General features: G+C 58.8%; 20 protein-coding genes. 11 read left to right on the top strand and 9 right to left on the bottom strand.

Annotated features, from left to right (window positions below):
* Window positions 1-6: 6 nt before the first annotated feature.
* A complete protein-coding gene (locus AABB31_RS05300; protein WP_342075500.1) occupies window positions 7-846 on the bottom strand; it encodes a MoxR family ATPase in 840 nt (279 codons plus the stop codon).
* Between the two features lie 182 nt (window positions 847-1,028).
* Between AABB31_RS05300 and dksA the strand changes: the two genes are divergently transcribed.
* Both dksA and AABB31_RS05290 read left to right on the top strand, forming a co-directional pair.
* Window positions 1,029-1,451 carry an RNA polymerase-binding protein DksA gene (dksA, locus tag AABB31_RS05295; protein ID WP_342075501.1) on the top strand — a complete coding sequence of 141 codons (423 nt, stop codon included), beginning with the start codon at window positions 1,029-1,031 and terminating at the stop codon, window positions 1,449-1,451.
* On the top strand, window positions 1,417-2,601 hold the full coding sequence (locus tag AABB31_RS05290) for an FAD-dependent monooxygenase (protein ID WP_373635502.1): 1,185 nt from the start codon (window positions 1,417-1,419) through the stop codon (window positions 2,599-2,601). The genes dksA and AABB31_RS05290 overlap by 35 nt, the downstream gene beginning before the upstream one ends.
* 7 nt (window positions 2,602-2,608) lie before the next feature.
* Here the strand turns inward: AABB31_RS05290 and AABB31_RS05285 are convergent, their stop codons facing one another.
* The 5 genes from AABB31_RS05285 to AABB31_RS05265 all read right to left on the bottom strand — a co-directional run bounded on the left by AABB31_RS05285 (window position 2,609) and on the right by AABB31_RS05265 (window position 4,928).
* Window positions 2,609-2,926 (bottom strand): hypothetical protein, encoded by a 318-nt coding sequence (locus AABB31_RS05285; protein ID WP_342075504.1) that lies wholly within the window; start codon window positions 2,924-2,926, stop codon window positions 2,609-2,611.
* A gap of 67 nt (window positions 2,927-2,993) precedes the next feature.
* The gene (xth, locus tag AABB31_RS05280; RefSeq protein ID WP_342075505.1) at window positions 2,994-3,794 is read right to left on the bottom strand and encodes an exodeoxyribonuclease III; all 801 of its coding nucleotides are present in this window, start codon (window positions 3,792-3,794) and stop codon (window positions 2,994-2,996) included.
* Between the two features lie 57 nt (window positions 3,795-3,851).
* Complete coding sequence (locus AABB31_RS05275) at window positions 3,852-4,067, bottom strand: hypothetical protein (RefSeq protein WP_342075506.1); 216 nt, start codon at window positions 4,065-4,067, stop codon at window positions 3,852-3,854.
* A 37-nt stretch (window positions 4,068-4,104) separates the two neighbouring features.
* Window positions 4,105-4,602: a hypothetical protein gene (locus AABB31_RS05270; RefSeq protein WP_373635501.1), complete on the bottom strand. Its 498-nt coding sequence runs from the start codon at window positions 4,600-4,602 to the stop codon at window positions 4,105-4,107.
* The gene (locus AABB31_RS05265) at window positions 4,602-4,928 is read right to left on the bottom strand and encodes a HesB/IscA family protein (protein ID WP_373635500.1); all 327 of its coding nucleotides are present in this window, start codon (window positions 4,926-4,928) and stop codon (window positions 4,602-4,604) included. The genes AABB31_RS05270 and AABB31_RS05265 overlap by 1 nt, the downstream gene beginning before the upstream one ends.
* 74 nt (window positions 4,929-5,002) lie before the next feature.
* On the opposite strand from AABB31_RS05265, the gene AABB31_RS05260 reads away from it, so the two are divergent.
* From AABB31_RS05260 to scpB, 7 genes are all read left to right on the top strand, one after another.
* Window positions 5,003-6,175, top strand: coding sequence for a deoxyguanosinetriphosphate triphosphohydrolase (locus AABB31_RS05260; RefSeq protein ID WP_342075508.1), 1,173 nt, complete (start codon window positions 5,003-5,005; stop codon window positions 6,173-6,175).
* Entirely contained in the window at window positions 6,165-8,000 is a 1,836-nt protein-coding gene (locus tag AABB31_RS05255; RefSeq protein WP_373635499.1) for a cation:proton antiporter, read from the top strand. Before AABB31_RS05260 ends, AABB31_RS05255 begins: the two co-directional genes overlap by 11 nt.
* A gap of 83 nt (window positions 8,001-8,083) precedes the next feature.
* A complete protein-coding gene (gene argS, locus AABB31_RS05250; RefSeq protein WP_342075509.1) occupies window positions 8,084-9,823 on the top strand; it encodes an arginine--tRNA ligase in 1,740 nt (579 codons plus the stop codon).
* Between the two features lie 73 nt (window positions 9,824-9,896).
* Complete coding sequence (locus AABB31_RS05245) at window positions 9,897-10,829, top strand: SPOR domain-containing protein (RefSeq protein WP_342075510.1); 933 nt, start codon at window positions 9,897-9,899, stop codon at window positions 10,827-10,829.
* On the top strand, window positions 10,830-11,819 hold the full coding sequence (locus tag AABB31_RS05240; RefSeq protein WP_373635498.1) for a glycoside hydrolase family 3 N-terminal domain-containing protein: 990 nt from the start codon (window positions 10,830-10,832) through the stop codon (window positions 11,817-11,819).
* Window positions 11,820-11,825: 6 nt separating this feature from the next.
* Window positions 11,826-12,623, top strand: coding sequence for a ScpA family protein (locus tag AABB31_RS05235; RefSeq protein ID WP_342075512.1), 798 nt, complete (start codon window positions 11,826-11,828; stop codon window positions 12,621-12,623).
* On the top strand, window positions 12,613-13,269 hold the full coding sequence (gene scpB, locus AABB31_RS05230; RefSeq protein WP_342075513.1) for an SMC-Scp complex subunit ScpB: 657 nt from the start codon (window positions 12,613-12,615) through the stop codon (window positions 13,267-13,269). The genes AABB31_RS05235 and scpB overlap by 11 nt, the downstream gene beginning before the upstream one ends.
* A 76-nt stretch (window positions 13,270-13,345) precedes the next feature.
* Here the strand turns inward: scpB and AABB31_RS05225 are convergent, their stop codons facing one another.
* The 3 genes from AABB31_RS05225 to mnmA form a co-directional block, all read right to left on the bottom strand.
* Entirely contained in the window at window positions 13,346-14,494 is a 1,149-nt protein-coding gene (locus tag AABB31_RS05225) for a hypothetical protein (RefSeq protein ID WP_342075514.1), read from the bottom strand.
* A gap of 146 nt (window positions 14,495-14,640) precedes the next feature.
* On the bottom strand, window positions 14,641-15,582 hold the full coding sequence (locus AABB31_RS05220; RefSeq protein ID WP_342075515.1) for a hypothetical protein: 942 nt from the start codon (window positions 15,580-15,582) through the stop codon (window positions 14,641-14,643).
* 309 nt (window positions 15,583-15,891) lie between these two features.
* A complete protein-coding gene (mnmA, locus tag AABB31_RS05215; RefSeq protein WP_342075516.1) occupies window positions 15,892-17,031 on the bottom strand; it encodes a tRNA 2-thiouridine(34) synthase MnmA in 1,140 nt (379 codons plus the stop codon).
* Between the two features lie 131 nt (window positions 17,032-17,162).
* Between mnmA and AABB31_RS05210 the strand changes: the two genes are divergently transcribed.
* Both AABB31_RS05210 and ctrA read left to right on the top strand, forming a co-directional pair.
* A complete protein-coding gene (locus AABB31_RS05210) occupies window positions 17,163-17,441 on the top strand; it encodes a DUF1153 domain-containing protein (protein ID WP_342075517.1) in 279 nt (92 codons plus the stop codon).
* 90 nt (window positions 17,442-17,531) lie between these two features.
* Window positions 17,532-18,245 (top strand): response regulator transcription factor CtrA, encoded by a 714-nt coding sequence (ctrA, locus tag AABB31_RS05205; RefSeq protein ID WP_342075518.1) that lies wholly within the window; start codon window positions 17,532-17,534, stop codon window positions 18,243-18,245.
* Window positions 18,246-18,284: the final 39 nt, after the last annotated feature.

Here is an 18,284-nt window from a genome sequence, read left to right as displayed (position 1 = left end):
ATGACCCTAGCGCCCGCTACGGGCCATGAAGGCCAGCCGTTCGAAAAGGTGGACGTCCTGCTCGTTCTTCAGCAGCGCGCCATGCAGCTTGGGCAATGCGTTGGCACCGTCACGTTTCAGGTCCTCGGGGCTGAGGTCTTCGGCCAGCAGCAGTTTCAGCCAGTCCAGCACCTCGGACGTGGATGGTTTCTTTTTCAACCCCGTCTGATCGCGCAATTCGTAGAATTGGGTCAACGCGGCGGTCAGTAGCGCCTCTTTAATGCCAGGGTGATGGACTGCGACAATCTTGCGCATCGTGTCGATATCCGGAAAGCGGATGTAGTGGAAAAAGCAGCGGCGCAGAAAGGCGTCGGGCAGTTCCTTTTCGTTGTTGGAGGTGATGATCACGATGGGGCGGTGAATGGCCTTGATGGTCTCGCCGGTTTCGTAGACGTGGAATTCCATCCGGTCCAGTTCCTGCAACAGATCGTTGGGAAACTCGATATCCGCCTTGTCGATTTCATCAATCAACAGAACCGTTTTGCCATCGGCGGCAAAGGCCTGCCACAGCTTGCCGCGCTTGATGTAATTGGCCACATCATGCACACGGGCATCGCCAAGCTGACTGTCACGCAAGCGGCTGACGGCGTCATATTCATACAGGCCCTGCTGGGCTTTGGTGGTGGATTTGATATGCCATTCGATCATCGGAAGACCCAATGCCGCGCTGACCTGCCGGGCCAGTTCGGTTTTCCCGGTGCCTGGTTCGCCCTTGACCAGCAAAGGTCGTTCCAGTGTGACCGCGGCATTCACGGCCATGGTTAGATCGTCGGTGGCGACATAGGTCTCGGTTCCGGTGAATTGCATGTTTTTTTGACCCTTCTTGCTTGGCGGCAACCTATCAGGTCATCACAGATCATCAACAGCGAGAAAGTGAAGTAAATCAGGGGGTGACAGGCCCCCGGCAACCGAGTAAACCCGCCTCAAAATAAGGATCGCTGCGCGGGTGAGGGGCCTGACGTTTGCGTTGGAGAGTTAAGGGTATGACGATGAAAGCTGAAGTATTTTTGCCAGAAGATTACCGACCCGCTGAAAACGAACCGTTCATGAATGAACGGCAAACCGAATATTTCCGTCGCAAGCTGATGGACTGGAAAGCAGAGCTGTTGGAAGACAGCCGCGATACGGTTGCCGGCATGAAAGACCAGACCCGCAACATCCCGGATGTCGCGGATCGGGCATCCGAGGAAACAGACCGGTCGCTGGAGCTGCGCACCCGTGACCGCCAACGCAAGCTGGTGAACAAGATTGACGCCGCCCTGCGCCGGATCGACGAGGGTGAGTATGGCTATTGCGAAAAAACGGGCGAACCGATTTCGCTCAAACGTCTCGATGCCCGCCCGATTGCGACCATGAGCCTTGAAGCGCAAGAGCGTCATGAACGCCGCGAAAAGGTCCATCGCGACGACTGATCACAACAATAATGCCGGCCGCAAGATCGCGGTTATCGGCGGCGGGCTTGGCGGTCTGACCGCCGCGTTGGCTTTTGCCCGGCAAGGCGCTGAGGTGTCGGTGTACGAGCAGGCGGCGGCGCTGACAGAAGTGGGCGCAGGTATCCAGATCACGCCCAACGGTGCGCGCGCCCTTGATGCCTTGGGGCTGGCGGATGCGCTATCCGCAAAAGGGCTTCGGGCGCAGGCCGTTATGCCGATGGATGGGCTGTCTGGTGCGACGATTGCGCGTTTCGATCTGACAGCGCAGGTACCGGCGTACCGTTTTTTTCACCGCGCCGCGCTGATTGGTATCCTTGCTGATGCCTGCGTCGCAGCCGGGGTGAAGGTGCATCTGAATAGCCGCGTGACGGATTATCGGCCCGATGGGGGCTTTGATGTTGCGGGCCGCACGGTCAAACCTGATCTGACCATCGGTGCCGATGGTGTGCAGTCTGTTCTGCGCGGGCGTCTGAATGGCGCGGCACAGCCATTTTTCACCGGGCAAGTGGCATGGCGGGCCATCATTGATCAGCCAGATGCGCCGCCGGAAGCACGGATCTGGATGTTTCCGGGGCGCCATATCGTGACCTATCCGTTGTCGGAGGGGCGGCTGAATATCGTGGCTGTGCAGGAACGCGACCAATGGGCGGATGAGGGGTGGCATCACGCGGATGATCCCGCGCACCTGCGATCCGCATTTGCCGATTGCTGTGATCCGTTGGGGGCTATCCTGGCCAAGGTCGACACCGTGGGGCTTTGGGGGCTGTTCCGGCATCCCGTTGCGCTCAACTGGTATCAGGGAACATGCGCAATTCTTGGCGATGCGGCGCATCCAACACTGCCATTTCTGGCGCAGGGGGCCAATCTGGCGGTGGAAGACGCCTACCAGCTGGCGCGCGCCACAGACGCCGCCGCCGATCTTGGTGCCGGGCTTGCGGCCTATCAGGCGGCGCGCAAGGGCAGAGTGACCCGTGCCATCAACGCGGCCAATGCGAACGCGCGCAACTATCATCTGGGGGGCGTGCGGCGGATCGTGGCCCATGGCGGGCTACGTCTCATTGGGCGGGCAGCACCGGGCGCGTTTCTGGGCCGGTTGGGCTGGCTTTACGATTTCGACGTCACGGCCTGAGCCGGGATCACCAGTTGCGACTTGCCTGATCGGTCACCCGTTCCAACACACGATGCGTGCGCCAGTCCACGCGGTAAATATCCTCTTCGATCCGCATATAGACCCAGCCATCACTGACAGCTGGCAAGCCGTAATAGCGCGCATTCATCAACATCGAATATTCCCCACGCTCCAGAATGTCGCCGACAGCCACGGGGCCGGGCTTTGGCGTTGTGGATTGGGGAACCGCAACGCAGGATGTGCCTGCAACCTTGATCCGGCATTGCGCATCGGCCAGTTGCGGCACGGTCGTCAAGACGATCAGGATGGATAACAACGCGCGCATGTCTTGCACGGCTCCTCTTACAGCGATCACGGACTGCCCGTTGTTATTGCAAGATAGCATCCGCGGATCAGGCGGCCAGGTCAACCCAGACCGGCACATGGTCAGAGGGCTTGTCGCGACCACGTATGTCGGCCTCGATCCAGCAATTGTTCAGCAGATCGGCGCATTGGGGGGTCAGCAGGAAATGGTCGATGCGAATGCCGTCATTCTTGTCCCAGGCGCCTGCCTGATAGTCCCAGAACGAATAATGCCCCGCACCAGCCTCGCGCAGGCGGAAGGCTTCGGCAAAGCCGAGGTTTTCGATACGCCGGAAGGCGTCGCGGCTGTCCATCCGGAACAATGCGTCATCACGCCATGCGTCAGGGCGGGCGGCGTCTTCCAGTTGAGGGATGATGTTGTAGTCGCCGGCCATCAGCGCGATCTCTTCATTGGCAAGCAGTGCTTGGGCGCGCTGGTACAGCCGGTCCATCCAGCGCAGTTTATAATCATATTTTGGGCCGGGCGCGGGATTTCCGTTAGGCAGGTAAAGCCCGCAAATGCGCACCGCCTTGTCACCGACAACGGTGGCTTCGATATAGCGGGCCTCTGTATCATCCACGCCTTCGCGTCCGGCACCCTCGGCGCCGGGCAGGCCGCGCGTGACATCTTCGAGCGGGAATTTCGACAGGATCGCAACCCCGTTAAACCCTTTCTGGCCATGGGTTTCGACATTGTATCCCTTGTCTTCAAAGACGTCGCGGGGGAAGCCTTCGTCAACAGATTTGATTTCTTGCAGGATGGCGACGTCGGGCTGGGCCTCATCAATCCAGTCGGTCAACGCGCCAATGCGCGCCTTGATCCCGTTGATGTTGAATGTCGCGATTTTCATGGGGCACCTCCCGCGTTGCGGAAGGTTGTGCCGCAGTCAGCGGCGATGCACAAGCGTTCAGCGGTCGCCTTGCTTGGCACGGGCCGCTGCCCGTGCGGGTATATCCGCTAAGGCTGCCGAAAGACCGGGAAAATATGCGCCCGTATGCTTGTTCAGGACTGCGGTCGCACCGGACCTGAAGATCAGGAACTGGCCCAGCAAAACGGTCGAGAACAGCAGCAATGCCCATTCACCGCGGGTGACAGCGAAAATCTGTTCTATCAAGTCAGCCAAGGGTCTCTCCTTCGTGGTTTGGACATCTTATATCATATCATAAGCTGCGGCGCAAAAGGGCACGAAAGCCGTCGTAATCAGCGCGTCGCTTGCGCAATGCAGATATAAGGCGCCCCATCCGTCGATAGTAGGTCTGGGTTGCAAAAAAGATAATGGCCCCCACCGCAAATGCCCCCATTGCGGTTGGAATATCGGCCACCCCATAGACCAGCGCGGTGAGTGAGCCGATCATGGCCGCGATGCTTGTCGAGATCACAAACCGGCTGGGCAGCATGTTCTGTTCAGCGGTGCCGATATCATCGTCAAGATCGCGGATCAGGTCCGATAACGTCTCGCTCATCGCTTCGGCCACGTCACCGGGGGTGATTTCGTTGGTCTTGCGCACACCGTCGAAAATCCGGTCGCGCAAATCCAGTCGCGACCGCGAGCTGCGCAAGGCGTCGCGCAGCAGCGCATCTATTTCCTGATCGCCCTCGGTCGATGTTCCCAGAACCTGATCCAGGATCAGCTTGGCCAGCCGCGCATTGTCTTGCATTACATCGAAAACGACGTGCCGCAGCCGCAAGACGAGGTGGCATTGGGGTTATTGATCACAAATCGGGCACCGATCAATTCTTCGCTAAAGTCGATTGTCGCATCGGCCAGAAAGGGCAGGGACACGCTGTCGATCACAACCGTTTCGCCCTGTTCCGACAGCACCAGGTCATCATCCTTGGGGTCGTCAAGGTCGATTTCATACTGAAAGCCCGAGCATCCGCCCCCTTCGACGGCCACGCGCAGGGCCTTGCCCTGGGCAGATGCCCCGATTTCGGCAAGCCGTTCAAAGGCGCGTGCAGTTACTTTTGGCGGGATCGTCAGCATTTTGCGACCTATCAGTTTGTGTCTGCTTGCAATATAGGTGGCGCAGGCAAAAGCGACAAGACAGGCAAAACACGATGGCAGCGCCATATGCAACCGACCCGGGCAACCCCCGTGGCCGGTTATACGCGGAAGAGGAAAGCGCGTTTCGCTCGCCCTTTCAACGGGATCGCGACCGGATCATTCACGCATCGGCCTTTCGCCGGCTCAAGCACAAGACCCAGGTTTTTATCGAACATGAGGGCGATTATTTCCGGACCCGTCTGACCCATTCTATTGAAGTGGCGCAGGTGGCCCGGACGGTTGCGGCGGCTCTTGACCTGAATGTCGAACTGACCGAGGCCGTGGCCCTCGCCCATGATCTGGGCCACACCCCCTTTGGCCATACCGGTGAAGAGGCGCTGGATGCCCTGATGCAGCCCTATGGCGGTTTTGATCACAATGCACAGGCCTTGCATATCGTGACCAATCTGGAACGCCACTATGCCGAATGGGACGGGCTGAACCTGACCTGGGAAAGTCTTGAAGGGATCGCAAAGCATAACGGGCCAGTGACGGGCGATATTCCTTACGCGCTGGCCGCCTATAACGCGGGCCATGATCTGGAACTGCACACCCATGCAAGCGCCGAGGCGCAAGCAGCCGCGCTTGCCGATGATATCGCCTATAATAACCATGACTTACATGACGGACTTCGTGCAGAATTGTTCAGCACGGATGATCTGGCGCAACTGCCTATTCTAGCCGATTGCTTTGCCCGGGTTGATGCAAAATACCCCGGCCTCAACTATTACCGCCGCCGTCACGAGGCCTTGCGCCGCTTTTTTGGTGTTCTGGTCGAGGATGTCATCACGGTCAGTCGCCGCAATCTTGACGCCCTTGCGCCGGGCGCGGTGCAGGATATTCGGGATGCCGGTCGGATGATGGTGCAGTTTTCCCCGGAACTATGGGAAGATCTGAAAGTGATCAGGCGCTTCCTGTTTGTGCGCATGTACCGCGCGCCTGCCGTTGTGGAAATGCGCGAGGTGGTAACGGCCATGATCAACGACCTCTTCCCGTTTTTCATGGAAAACACCGATGAATTGCCAAAGCAATGGCGCAAGGATGTGGCGGATGCGCCGGACAAGACGACCCTGGCCCGCATTGTGGCGGATTACATCGCCGGGATGACAGACCGATTTGCTATTCAAGAGCATAAGCGCTTGATTGGGGGCGAAGATATTCCACCGGGGGTGATTGATGGCAATTGAAAGCGAAGCAGGCGCAATGGCGCCCGTGGTGGCCTTTGCACTGGTTGGGGCATTGGGGGTCGGATCGCAATGGCTGGCCTGGCGTTTGCGGATGCCCGCCATCGTTCTGATGTTGCTGGCAGGTATCCTGATCGGACCTGTTGCCGGTGTTTTTGATCCCGCCCGCGATATCGGGCCGCTGATGGGGCCGATGATCGCCATCGCCGTCGCGATCATCCTGTTTGAAGGCGGGTTAACGCTGAATTTTCACAAGCTGAATGATGCGGCGGTCGGGGTAAAGCGGCTGGTCTTTGTCGGCGCCCCCCTTGGCTGGCTGACATCGACGCTTGCGCTGCGCTACGGGGCCGGCCTGAGCTGGGAGAGTGCGACGGTCTTTGGTGGTATCATGATTGTGACCGGGCCGACCGTGATTGCCCCCTTGCTGCGCACCGCGCGACTGGCCAAGCGGCCCGCGGCCTTGCTGCAATGGGAGGCGATCGTCAACGACCCGATCGGGGCGCTGGCAGCGGTGCTGGCGTTCGAGGTTGTTCTGGTCCTGAACACGGCCACGACGGTCAGTGCGGCCATGGTGGATCTGGCTATCGGTATCTCGATTGCGACCGTGCTGGGCGGGGCAGCGGGCTACGGGCTTGCACGCGCGTTCAAACGCGGATGGGTGCCGGAATATATGAAGGTTCCGGTGCTCTTTGCCTTGTTGCTGGCGGTCTTCGGCGTATCGGATTCGATCCTGCATGAAAGCGGGTTGCTGGCGGTTACGATCATGGGGATTGTCATCGCAAACGCAAACCTGCCCAGCTACACCGAACTGCACCGGTTCAAGGAACACGCGACCGTTCTGCTGGTCTCTGGCGTGTTTATCCTGCTGGCCGCCGGCCTCAACCTCGACGCAGTCAAAAGCCTTGATTGGCGGGCTGTGGCCTTTGTTCTGGCCGTTATTCTTGTGGCCCGTCCGCTGACAGTTCTGGTGTCGATGATCGGGTCCGGGATACCGTTCAAGGAACAGATCCTGATAGCACTGACCGGACCGCGCGGCGTGGTGCTGGTTGCGGTGGCGGGGCTTTTCGGGGAACGGCTGCTGAGCCTTGGATTTGAAGACGCGGCATTGATCGCCCCCTTGGCCTTTGTGCTGGTCGCAGTCACGGTGGTCTTGCACGGGTTCACGCTTGCACCCTTTGCGCGCTGGCTTGGCCTGACGGGTGCGGATACGCCGGGGGTGCTGATTATCGGCGGGTCGAAATGGACAACCGCCTTTGCGGAGGCATTGCAAAAGGCGGATATCCCTGTCCTGATGACCGATCCCAATTACGGGCATTTGCGGGCGGCCCGCACTGCCGGCATCGCGACATTCTCAGGCGATATCCTGTCAGAGGCGGCCGAGGAGCGGCTGGAACTTGTCAGCTACGCCACGTTGGTCGCGGCCACAGACAATGACGCCTATAACACGCTTGTCGCGACAGATCTGGCGCCGGAATTCGGACGGGACAATGTGTTTCAGGTCATGCGCGAAAAGAGCGATAACAGCCGCCATCAACTGCCACGGACATTGGGCGGGGCCAAGTTTGGCCCGGATGAGACCCATGCCGGGCTGGAACGTCTGATCCGCGATGGCTGGACATTCCGGGTGACGCGCCTGACCGAAGAGTTTGGCTTTGATGCCTGGCGCGCCACGCGACCCGATGCGCATCTGATGGCGCGGATTGCCCCCAACGGAACAATCCGGCTGATCCGAAAGGACGAGGATGTGAATGGCGGGCCGGATGTGCGGGTTGTGTCGTTGCGCCCACCATCGACCGATGATGGCGAACAGCCGCCATCTGACAGCTAAACCTGCCGCATTGACGCGGGCAAGTAGACTGTTAAACCCCGATCAAGCTTACAAGACGCCCAAATTCGGGCGGAGGACCTGTTATGAACCTATTCGCTGATATCCGCACGCGGGTGATCGCGTGTCTTGACCAACTGGTTGCCGACGGCACCTTGCCCGGTGGTCTGTCCACAGCCAACGTCACGGTTGAACCCCCGCGCGATCCCGCACATGGCGACATGGCCACCAATGCGGCGATGGTGCTGGCCAAACCCGCAAAGATGAACCCCCGCGCAATTGCCGAGGCACTGGCCGCCAAGCTGCTGGCTGATCCGCAAGTCGCCACGGCAGAGGTTGCGGGCCCAGGGTTCCTGAACATGCGGCTGGTGCCATCCGTCTGGCAAGAGGTTGTAAAGGCTGCGTTGACGGATGCGGCTTACGGCCGGTCCGGCCTTGGGCAAAACCGGAAAGTGCTGGTCGAATATGTCTCGGCCAACCCGACGGGTCCCCTGCATGTGGGCCATACACGCGGGGCGGTTTTCGGCGATGCGTTGGCGCGGCTGCTTGACTATGCGGGCTATGACGTCACCAAGGAATATTACATCAATGATGGTGGCGCGCAGGTCGATGTGCTCGCCCGGTCAGTCTATCTTCGGTATCTGGAAGCACACGGGCAGGAGGTCGCATTTCCGGATGGAACCTATCCCGGCGACTATCTGAAACCCTTGGGCGAAGCGCTCAAGGCCAGGGTTGGTGATGCCTTTGTCGACAAGGGCGAACAGTTCTGGCTGCAGGAGATCCGGGAATTCGCGACCGAAGCGATGATGGACCTGATCCGTGCGGATCTGGCCCAGCTTGGCGTCACAATGGACAATTTCTTTTCCGAGAAATCGCTATACGGCACTGGTCTGATCGAAAAGGCGATAGCAGAACTGGACGAAAAAGGCCTGATCTATCGCGGCGTGCTTGAACCCCCAAAAGGCAAAATGCCCGAGGATTGGGAGCCGCGCGAACAGACCCTGTTCAAATCCACCGAGCATGGCGATGATGTGGACCGGCCGGTGCAGAAATCGGATGGGTCATGGACCTATTTCGCCCCCGACATCGCCTATCACTATGACAAGGTCCAACGCGGCTTTGATCAACTGATTGACGTCTTCGGGGCGGACCATGGCGGCTATGTCAAACGGATGAAGGCCGCGGTGTCTGCCTTGTCAGATGGCATGGTGCCGCTGGATGTAAAGCTGACGCAGCTGGTCAAGCTCTATAAAAACGGGGAACCGTTCAAGATGTCCAAGCGGGCAGGGACCTTCGTGACCCTGCGCGATGTGGTGGATCAGGTGGGTGCCAACGTGACCCGTTTCCACATGCTGACGCGCAAGAACGACGCGCCGCTGGATTTCGATTTCGACAAGGTACTGGAACAGTCCAAGGACAATCCAGTCTTTTACGTCAACTATGCCTATGCACGGGTAAATTCAGCCGTGGCCAAGGCCAGCGCTTTTGCCACGGTGGATGACGCAACGCTTGCCGGCGCAGACCTGTCCGGTCTGTCCGATACTGCAGAACTGACGGTCATCAAGACGCTGTCCGAATGGCCCCGTCTGGTTGAAATCGCAGCCAGGGGGCACGAGCCTCACAGGGTCGCGTTCTACCTCTACGACCTCGCGTCGGATTTCCACGCCTTGTACAATCGGGGCAATGATGACCCCGGCCTGCGCTTTGTCCAAGAGGGTGACGTAGAAACAACACAGGCAAAAATTGCCCTGATTCGGGCCGTGGCGATTGTTATTTCGCAAGGTTTGGGTATTCTCGGCGTCACTCCGGCGGAAGAGATGCGATAACGCACATATCGCCGGGGATAGAGCAGTTCCAAGTGACCCATAAGCCGCAAACGGCACGGGCAGTGAGGCGAAAATGGCAGTTTATGAAGAGGGGTTCGCCCCATCCTCGGATGAATCGCGCAGCGGTATTTATTTGAATTATGCAGGGGCCGCCTTGTCGCTGGCCCTGATCGCGGGCGTTGGCTTTTGGGGTTACAAGCTGATCATGCGCGATGTCAGCGGTATTCCCGTTGTGCGCGCCATGGAAGGCGACATGCGTGTTCTTCCTGACAATCCGGGTGGATCGGTGGCCGCGCATACCGGTCTGGCCGTCAATGAGGTCGCCGCTGTCGGCGAAGCCGGCGGCCCGGAAGACAGGCTTGTTCTGGCGCCCGCAACCCCAGGCCTGACCGTTGAAGACCTTGAGGCGCAACCAACCGCCGAAGCCGACGAGGTTGTTCCGACCGAAACCGCAACGATTGCGCCTGCGATGGCCACAGATACCGATATTGCCGCAGATACAGCCCCCTTGACCACGGATCAGGTTCTGGCGCTTGCCGATCAGATTGCCGACGGGGTGGAACCGGTCCTGACGCCTGCCGCGCCTGTCGCTGATCTGATCCCGGCCTCTGTTCCCGGTGTTGCAGTATCTTTGCGTCCCGCGCCGCGTCCGGCCAGTCTCCGCCCGACGCCCGTTGCAGCAGCGGTCGCTGAAGCCGCCCCAACGCCTGCACCTGCAGCACAGGAAATGGCCATCAGCACCGAAGCGTTCGCACCCGGCACCAGTCTTGTCCAGTTGGGTGCATTTCGGACACCGGAACTGGCGAATGACGAATGGACCCGGCTGCAATCCCGCTTTGGCCAGCTGATGGGGGATCATGCCCGCGTTATCCAGGTCAGCACCCAAAGCAATGGCACCTGGTACAGGTTGCGCGCCAGCGGATTTGCAGACCGGGCCGAAGCCAAACGCTTTTGCGCCGCACTCGAGGCCGAAGGGGCAGGTTGCATCGCCGTTGTGGTCAACTAGGTGTCGCAGAACGCCACGATTTTCGGACCTGAAGGACCGATCATAACCGATTGGGAAAAAGGGTTTTTTCGCGAAACCCAGCCGTTGGGTTTCATCCTGTTTGCGCGCAATGTCGATACCCCTGATCAGTTGCGCGCGCTCACCGGTGCGTTACGTGATGCGGTTGGGCGCGAGGCCCCGATCCTGATTGATCAGGAAGGCGGGCGTGTGCAGCGCATGCGCAGCCCCCATTGGCGGGAATACTTGCCGGCACTTGACCAGATGCACCGCGCACGTGATCCGATGCGCGCCCAATGGATCAGAAACCGTCTGATCGCGGCCGAGCTGCATGATGTGGGCATTGACGTCAACTGCGCCCCGCTGGCCGATCTGGTCGAGGACCAGACCCATCCGGTACTGAAAAACAGGCTTTATGGCGACACGGTCGACACGGTCGTGAAAGCCGCACGCATCTGTGCCGACGCGCATCTCGATGGTGGCGTGCTTCCGGTTCTCAAACATATCCCGGGCTATGGACGGGCTGCCGTTGACGGGCACAAGGCCTTGCCTGCAGTTCATCTGCCCAAGGCTGATCTGATCGCGCGCGACTTTGCACCGTTCAAGGCCCTTGGCGATATCGCAATGGGCATGACGGCTCATATCGTCTTCTCGGATATTGATCCGGATGCGCCGGCTACAACCTCGCCCGCGATGATGCAGGTGATCCGGAACGAGATCGGGTTTGACGGGCTGATCATGACGGATGATCTGTCGATGGAAGCCTTGTCAGGCAGCCTGGCCACACGGGCCACAGCCGCCATCAACGCCGGATGTGACATCATTTTGCACTGCAACGGCGACGCCACCGAGATGCAGGAGGTGGCCCAGGCTGCGGGCAACATGACCGAATTGGCCATGACCCGCGCAAATCGTGCGCTTGCACAGCGAATGCCCCCGCAACACATTGACATCACAGCGCTGGAAGCGGAGTTTGAAGCGCTTTTAGCGTGAGGACCGATGCAGGGCGAAGAGTTTCAGGAAGACACGATCAGTGTCAGCGAGCGTGTCGCCGCCGAGGCATTGATTGTGGATGTCGGCGCGTTTGAAGGGCCGCTTGATCTGCTGCTGACGTTGTCGCGGACCCAAAAGGTTGATCTGCGCCAGATTTCCATCCTCGCGCTGGCCGAGCAATATCTGGCCTTCGTCGAAAAGGCCAAACAATTGCGGCTGGAACTGGCGGCCGATTACCTTGTCATGGCGGCCTGGCTTGCATTCCTGAAATCAAGACTGCTGTTGCCACCTGATCCCAGCGAAGAGGGGCCGTCGGGCGAAGAACTTGCAGCACATCTGGCGTTTCAGCTGGAACGGCTCGAGGCAATGCGCAATGCCGCGGCCAAGCTGATGGCGCGGGATCAACTGGGCCGGGATTTCTTTGCACGCGGCATTACCGAGGATGTGCAGCGTGTCCGGCGCGTGACATATACCGCGACCCTGCTGGATTTGATGCAAGGCTATGCGCGCATCCGCACCCGGGATGATTTCCGCCCCTTTGTGATGGATCGTCAGCATGTGATGACCATGGAACAGGCGTTGGAACGCATGCGCCATCTGATCGGCTTTGCGGGCGACTGGACGGATATTTCCAGCTATCTGCCCGATGGCTGGGATGCGGACCCGCAACGCCGACGCTCGACAACGGCGGCCACCTTTGCCGCCTCATTGGAACTTGCCAAGGAAGGCAAGATCGAGATCAAGCAGGGTGACACATTTGCCCCGATCCAAATTCGCAAAAAGGCCCCTCGTGATGAGCAGTGACACGACCACGCCCCAGAATGACAGCCTGTTCGAGGCGCCGCCCATGGGCGAACAGGAACGCATGGTCGAGGCCATCCTCTTTGCGACGGCCGACCCGGTCAGCGTGAACGAACTGATCGGGCGCATGCCGCATGGCTGCGACCCGGCCGAGGCGATTGCACATCTGCGCAAACGCTACGAGGGGCGCGGCGTGAATATCGTCAAGGTGGGCGATGCCTGGGCGATCCGGACGGCCCCTGATCTTGGCTTTCTGATGCAGAAAGAAACGGTTGAGACCCGCAAACTGTCGCGTGCGGCGATCGAGACCCTGGCGATTGTGGCCTATCATCAACCCGTCACCCGTGCCGAGATTGAGGAAATCCGCGGTGTCAGTGTCAGTCGCGGGACCGTTGATCAGTTGATCGAGATGGAGTGGATCCGTTTTGGCCGGCGCAAGATGACACCCGGCCGGCCGGTGACATTTGTCGTCACGCAAGGGTTTCTAGATCATTTCGGGCTGGAGAATGCCCGCGATCTGCCGGGGCTCAAGGAATTGCGCTCTGCAGGTCTGCTTGAAAACCGTCCGCCGCCCGGGGCCGCCGCATTGGGCGAGAAGGACGACAGCGACGACGAGGATGACGATCAGACGGAACTGTTCGAAGATTGAGTATGCCCCGCGGCGACCGTTTGTTGGTAACGCCCGCCGGAACTTGGGCGTTTGTCTGGAATAGCAGGCAGGGCGTCTATTGCCGGATCGAGATATGCAGGTGGTTCGGCTTGTCCGGGAACAGATCCTCGATAACAGCGCCGGTTGTTCCTGCCTCGACGACAGCGGCCTCAAAGCGGCGCCTGTATGCCGGATTTTCAAAGACGTTCAGATCCTGCCGGATGCCGCCGGGCGAATGGCCCTCGCGCAGTCGGCGATCAAGAAACGGGTTCGCCCCCTGCCATCTATAGCCAGCCCGACCGCCTGCATATTCAGGCCGTAGCTGCCCGTTTTCGTCATAGAATTGCGGAAATTGCCGACGGTCCTGGGTGCGCTCTGCCGGGGCCGCGGGCGTCCCATCGCGAAGATAGGTTGCCGTATGGTCGTATTCGTCGCCCAATGGCGGCGTATGCGGAATTTCCCGGCTTTCTGGAACCCGTGGCAGGCCAAGTTGGTAGCGGCCAGCGGGCAGCGCGCGTATCAGTGCCACGACGCCCTGAAAGGCGGTTTCAGGGTTTTGCATGTGAATGCGATGCCCGCCAAATCGCAACAGGTCCAGCCCCAGACCACGAAAATGATCGCTGCGCGACGTCCCGTTAAGCCTGATGTAACTGACGATCCACAAGCCCGGATGGGGTGAGGAAGGTGCGGTTTGATTGCCAAGATGCACAATCAGCCGCAGCGATTCTGTCGGGACAACCAGCCGTCTGCTTGCCTGCCGGTTGCGCCCTGATGCCAGCCCGGTCGCGGCAATTTCGGCGAATTGGGGCCCAAGGATATCGTCGCGATATCCCACCCTGCTTTGATCATGCAGCGTGATGATTTGCCGGGCAAGCTGCATCTGCTCGGCCAGAGGGTGGTTGCGCAGGAAAACCGGGCGGATCACTTGCGCAAGGAATGTATCGAATTCCGGGCCACCCATCGAAGGGGGCCGATGAAAAGCCGCGCTAGAGGTCCGGTCGCGTGGATTATCCGGGTGGTCGGCATGGGCAATCCGATCCGGCAGGCTTTCCGTCAGCTCAGCAAGGCGGTTTTCAAAGATGTCGTGGCCCATGCGCCGGATGACCGCCGCATCCTGCCAAGTGTCTGGTGCCAGCGTCCCTTCGACAAGTGTGCCATCAAACTGCGACAGGACTGCAAGGGCTTGGCGTTCCTCGTCAGGGGCAAGCGGATCAAGAATACGCAACGTTTCTCTCCTTTGGCCAATGGGGTGATTAGACCACAAAACACCATTTTTGGAAACGGTCACGAAATGCGGCGGGCACCGCCCGAAAGCATGCCCGCCGCAATTTGATTGACCTGGTCAGAGGATAGTTCTTGTTCTGCCGCAGCTTAGATCAAGATGTCATCGCCAATCCCGCCAAGCGAAATGCCCAGCACGGTGACGTCGATTGTCGCGGTGCTGCCACCTTCGATTTCGTAGTCAAAGCTGGTTTGCGCTGATTCAAACTCCGCCAGTGCGTTGAATTCGCCATTGGCCGAGAAATCGACTGTTCCGTCGGCGTACACAATCAGCTGCCCCCCATTGCTGCCCTCAACAATCTGGGCAACTGCATTTGTATCGCCATTCACACCTGTCACATCACCGTTGTAGATGAACGTATCGGTCCCATCGGTTGTGGTGTCGTTCTCGAGGATGGAAAGAAGGCCCGACTCCAGAAGGTCGGTGCTGCCATCGGTGCTGAAGCCTTCGAATTCGAAGACAGTCATGGCGTCGTTATTGGCTGTATTGGCGGAGGTTGGCCCTTCGGGGTCTTCGGGTTGCTCTGGGTCTTCTGGCGCATCAGGTGCGTCCGATGCTGTTCCGCCGATCTTAAGCGAGCCGTCACGCGCGCCGTCGATCTCACCAACCGATGTCAGCCGGACAGCGAAATCCTGAGACATGATGTCGTCCAGCGTCAGGGCTTCGGTATTGTGACTTAGAATGAAGGTCGTTTCTTGAATGTCGTCCTTGGCCATGCCGGAAGTGCCCAGTTGAATACCGGCATCGAACTTGCCGTATTCATTGACAACTTCGCCATTTATATTGGTGAAGGAGTCGATTTTTGTAACCTTGTCCTCGGCAAATTTCTCGCCCGTGACATCAACGCCGGTGACTGTTAGCCCATCAATCAGCGTCTCATCCGCCAGGTCGAAATACAGCGCATTGAGATCACCAATCGTCCCCAGGCTTTCATCGACTTTCAGCGCGAATTGCAGGGAACCGTCCTCGAGTTCGGTAACGGTAACGATAACGCCAACCAGATCGGTCAGCTCAAAGGTCATCTGGGCCATGGGGTTTGTTTGCTCCTCAATATGTTGTGCGGGCGCCAATCTGGGAAGCAAATCGTGCGGTCCCATGTCCGAAATGAGGCCAAGTAAAGAAGATGCGTGAATGTTTGATGAACAGTTTGTTCAAATTGGCGAGGTTTTGATTTGGTCTGGGCTGAATTGCCGAATGAACCACGATCAGGAAACGACGGCGAATGGATATTACAACGGTTTTAACGGTTCTTGCCGGAGGAGCCAGCGCCGGCTAGGGCAGGCGACCACGACCATCGTGACACGCGAAGGGCGGTCTCGTCGGGAAACGCGGTCCTGCCGCTAGGCCCCACGCCAGATCCAGCCCCCGCCCAGCACCCGTGTGCTTTGCGGATCGTAGAACACGCAGGCCTGTCCGGGGGACACGCCTTGTTCGGCGGCCACAAGCTCTACCTCGGCCTCTGTGTCCGAGATCGGGCGCAGGATGGCATCGGTCGGTGGGCGGGTCGACCGGACCCGCACCGCGATCTGACGTTCTTTTTGGTCTGCAAAGCCACCATCACCCAGCCAGTTAATCTCCCGCACCGGAACCCGCCGTGTCGCCAGCATCTCGCGCGGGCCGACCACAACCTGTTTGGCCGCCACATCAAGCTTGACTACATAAAGCGGGTCAGCCAGCCCGCCAATGCCCAAGCCCCGTCGCTGCCCGATCGTGTAGTGAATGACCCCGCGATGTGTTCCCAGCACATTGCCATCGCTATCCACGATATCACCGGGCATGGCAGAGCCGGGGCGGAGTTTTTCGATCACCGCCGCGTAGTCCCCATTGGGTACAAAGCAGATGTCCTGACTGTCGGGTTTGTCCGCAACACCCAGCCCGTATTTGGCCGCCAGCGCCCGGGTTTCGTCCTTGGACGCCAGGTGACCCAGTGGAAAGCGCAGGTAGTCCAGTTGCGCCTGCGTTGTTGAGAACAGAAAATAGCTTTGATCCTTGGTCGGGTCCGCTGCCGAGTGCAGTTCCGCACCCGCGTTCCCCATCTTGCGCTGGATATAGTGGCCTGTGGCCATGCAATCCGCGTCCAGATCCTTGGCGGTTTCCAGCAGGTCCTTGAATTTCACCCGCTCGTTGCAGCGAATGCACGGCACCGGGGTTGCGCCGCCCAGATAGCTGTCGGCGAATTCGTCGATCACGGCCTCGCGGAAATTGTTTTCATAGTCCAGCACGTAGTGCGGAAATCCCATTTCCTCGGCCACCCGGCGCGCATCATGGATGTCGCGCCCGGCACAGCATGCCCCTTTTTTTGCAAGCGCTGCCCCATGGTCGTAAAGCTGCAGGGTCACCCCGACCACATCGTAGCCTTCCTCGGCCAGTTTTGCCGCCACAACAGAGCTGTCGACGCCACCGGACATGGCCACAACCACCCGGGTCTCCGCCGGTGGTTTTGCAAAACCAAGTGAGTTCATCTGGGTATCTAAGGACATTCGGGCGGCCTGACTGCGAGGGTTCGAGACGAAATATAGGAAAATGCGATCTACTCTCAAGGGCGGGTGTTACCACTCTTTAAGCCCTTTCGCGCATACCAAATGCCGGAGTGAGCGCAAAGGGGTGCGAGATGTATTTAAGAAAAATTGAAGGACCACGATCAGTGACCTTGCCGGACGGATCAATCATGACCCGGGCGGATTTGCCAAGCAAAGACACCAGGCGGTGGGTTGCATCGCGCAAGGCGGCGGTCGTGCGTGCGGTGGCTGCAGGGCTGATCAAGCGGGATGAGGCGATGGAACGCTATGCCCTGTCTGATGAGGAATACAGCCAATGGGAAAGTGCTGTTCTGACCCATGGCGAAGCCGCGTTGAAAACAACGATGCTACAGAGGTATCGACAACCCTAGGTAGAAATGCAATAATTTCGTCCGAGTAACGAGTGATTAACCTTTTTTCGCCTAGGTTGATGACACAGAAGAAGAGAGCGGAGAACTCGGATGCGTGTCTTACTGGTTGAAGACGACCCTACTACTTCAAAAAGCATCGAACTGATGCTGACCCATGCAAACCTGAACGTTTATGCGACAGATCTTGGGGAAGAGGGGATCGATCTTGCGAAACTGTACGACTACGATCTGATTTTGCTCGACCTCAATCTGCCTGATATGAACGGTCACGAGGTGCTGCGCCAGCTGCGTCTCAGCCGCATTGATACGCCGATATTGATCCTCTCAGGGGATGATGGGACCGAAAGCAAGCTAAAAGGCTTCGGATTTGGCGCAGATGACTATCTGACCAAGCCCTTCCACCGCGAAGAACTCGTGGCGCGTATCCATGCCATTATCCGCAGGTCCAAAGGGCATGCACAGTCAATCATCAAGACCGGGCAGATTGCCGTAAATCTTGATGCAAAAACCGTCGATGTGGGTGGCAGCACGGTGCATCTGACGGGCAAGGAATATCAGATGCTCGAGCTGCTCAGCTTGCGCAAGGGAACCACATTGACCAAGGAAATGTTCCTCAACCACCTCTATGGCGGGATGGATGAACCGGAACTGAAAATCATTGATGTGTTCATCTGCAAGTTGCGAAAGAAGTTGAGCGAGGCAACGGACGGCGACAATTATATCGAAACTGTCTGGGGCCGTGGATATGTTCTCCGTGATCCTGAACCCGTAGTTGCATCCGAGAAAATTGCCATCGGCGCATAAGCGGCGACCGATCAAACCACGCACGGATTTCCGATCTTT

Source organism: Yoonia sp. SS1-5, from assembly GCF_038443705.2.
GTDB classification, from domain to species: domain Bacteria; phylum Pseudomonadota; class Alphaproteobacteria; order Rhodobacterales; family Rhodobacteraceae; genus Yoonia; species Yoonia rhodophyticola.
Note: the sequence above shows the minus strand (reverse complement) of the source record. Positions and strands in the feature narration are given on the sequence as shown.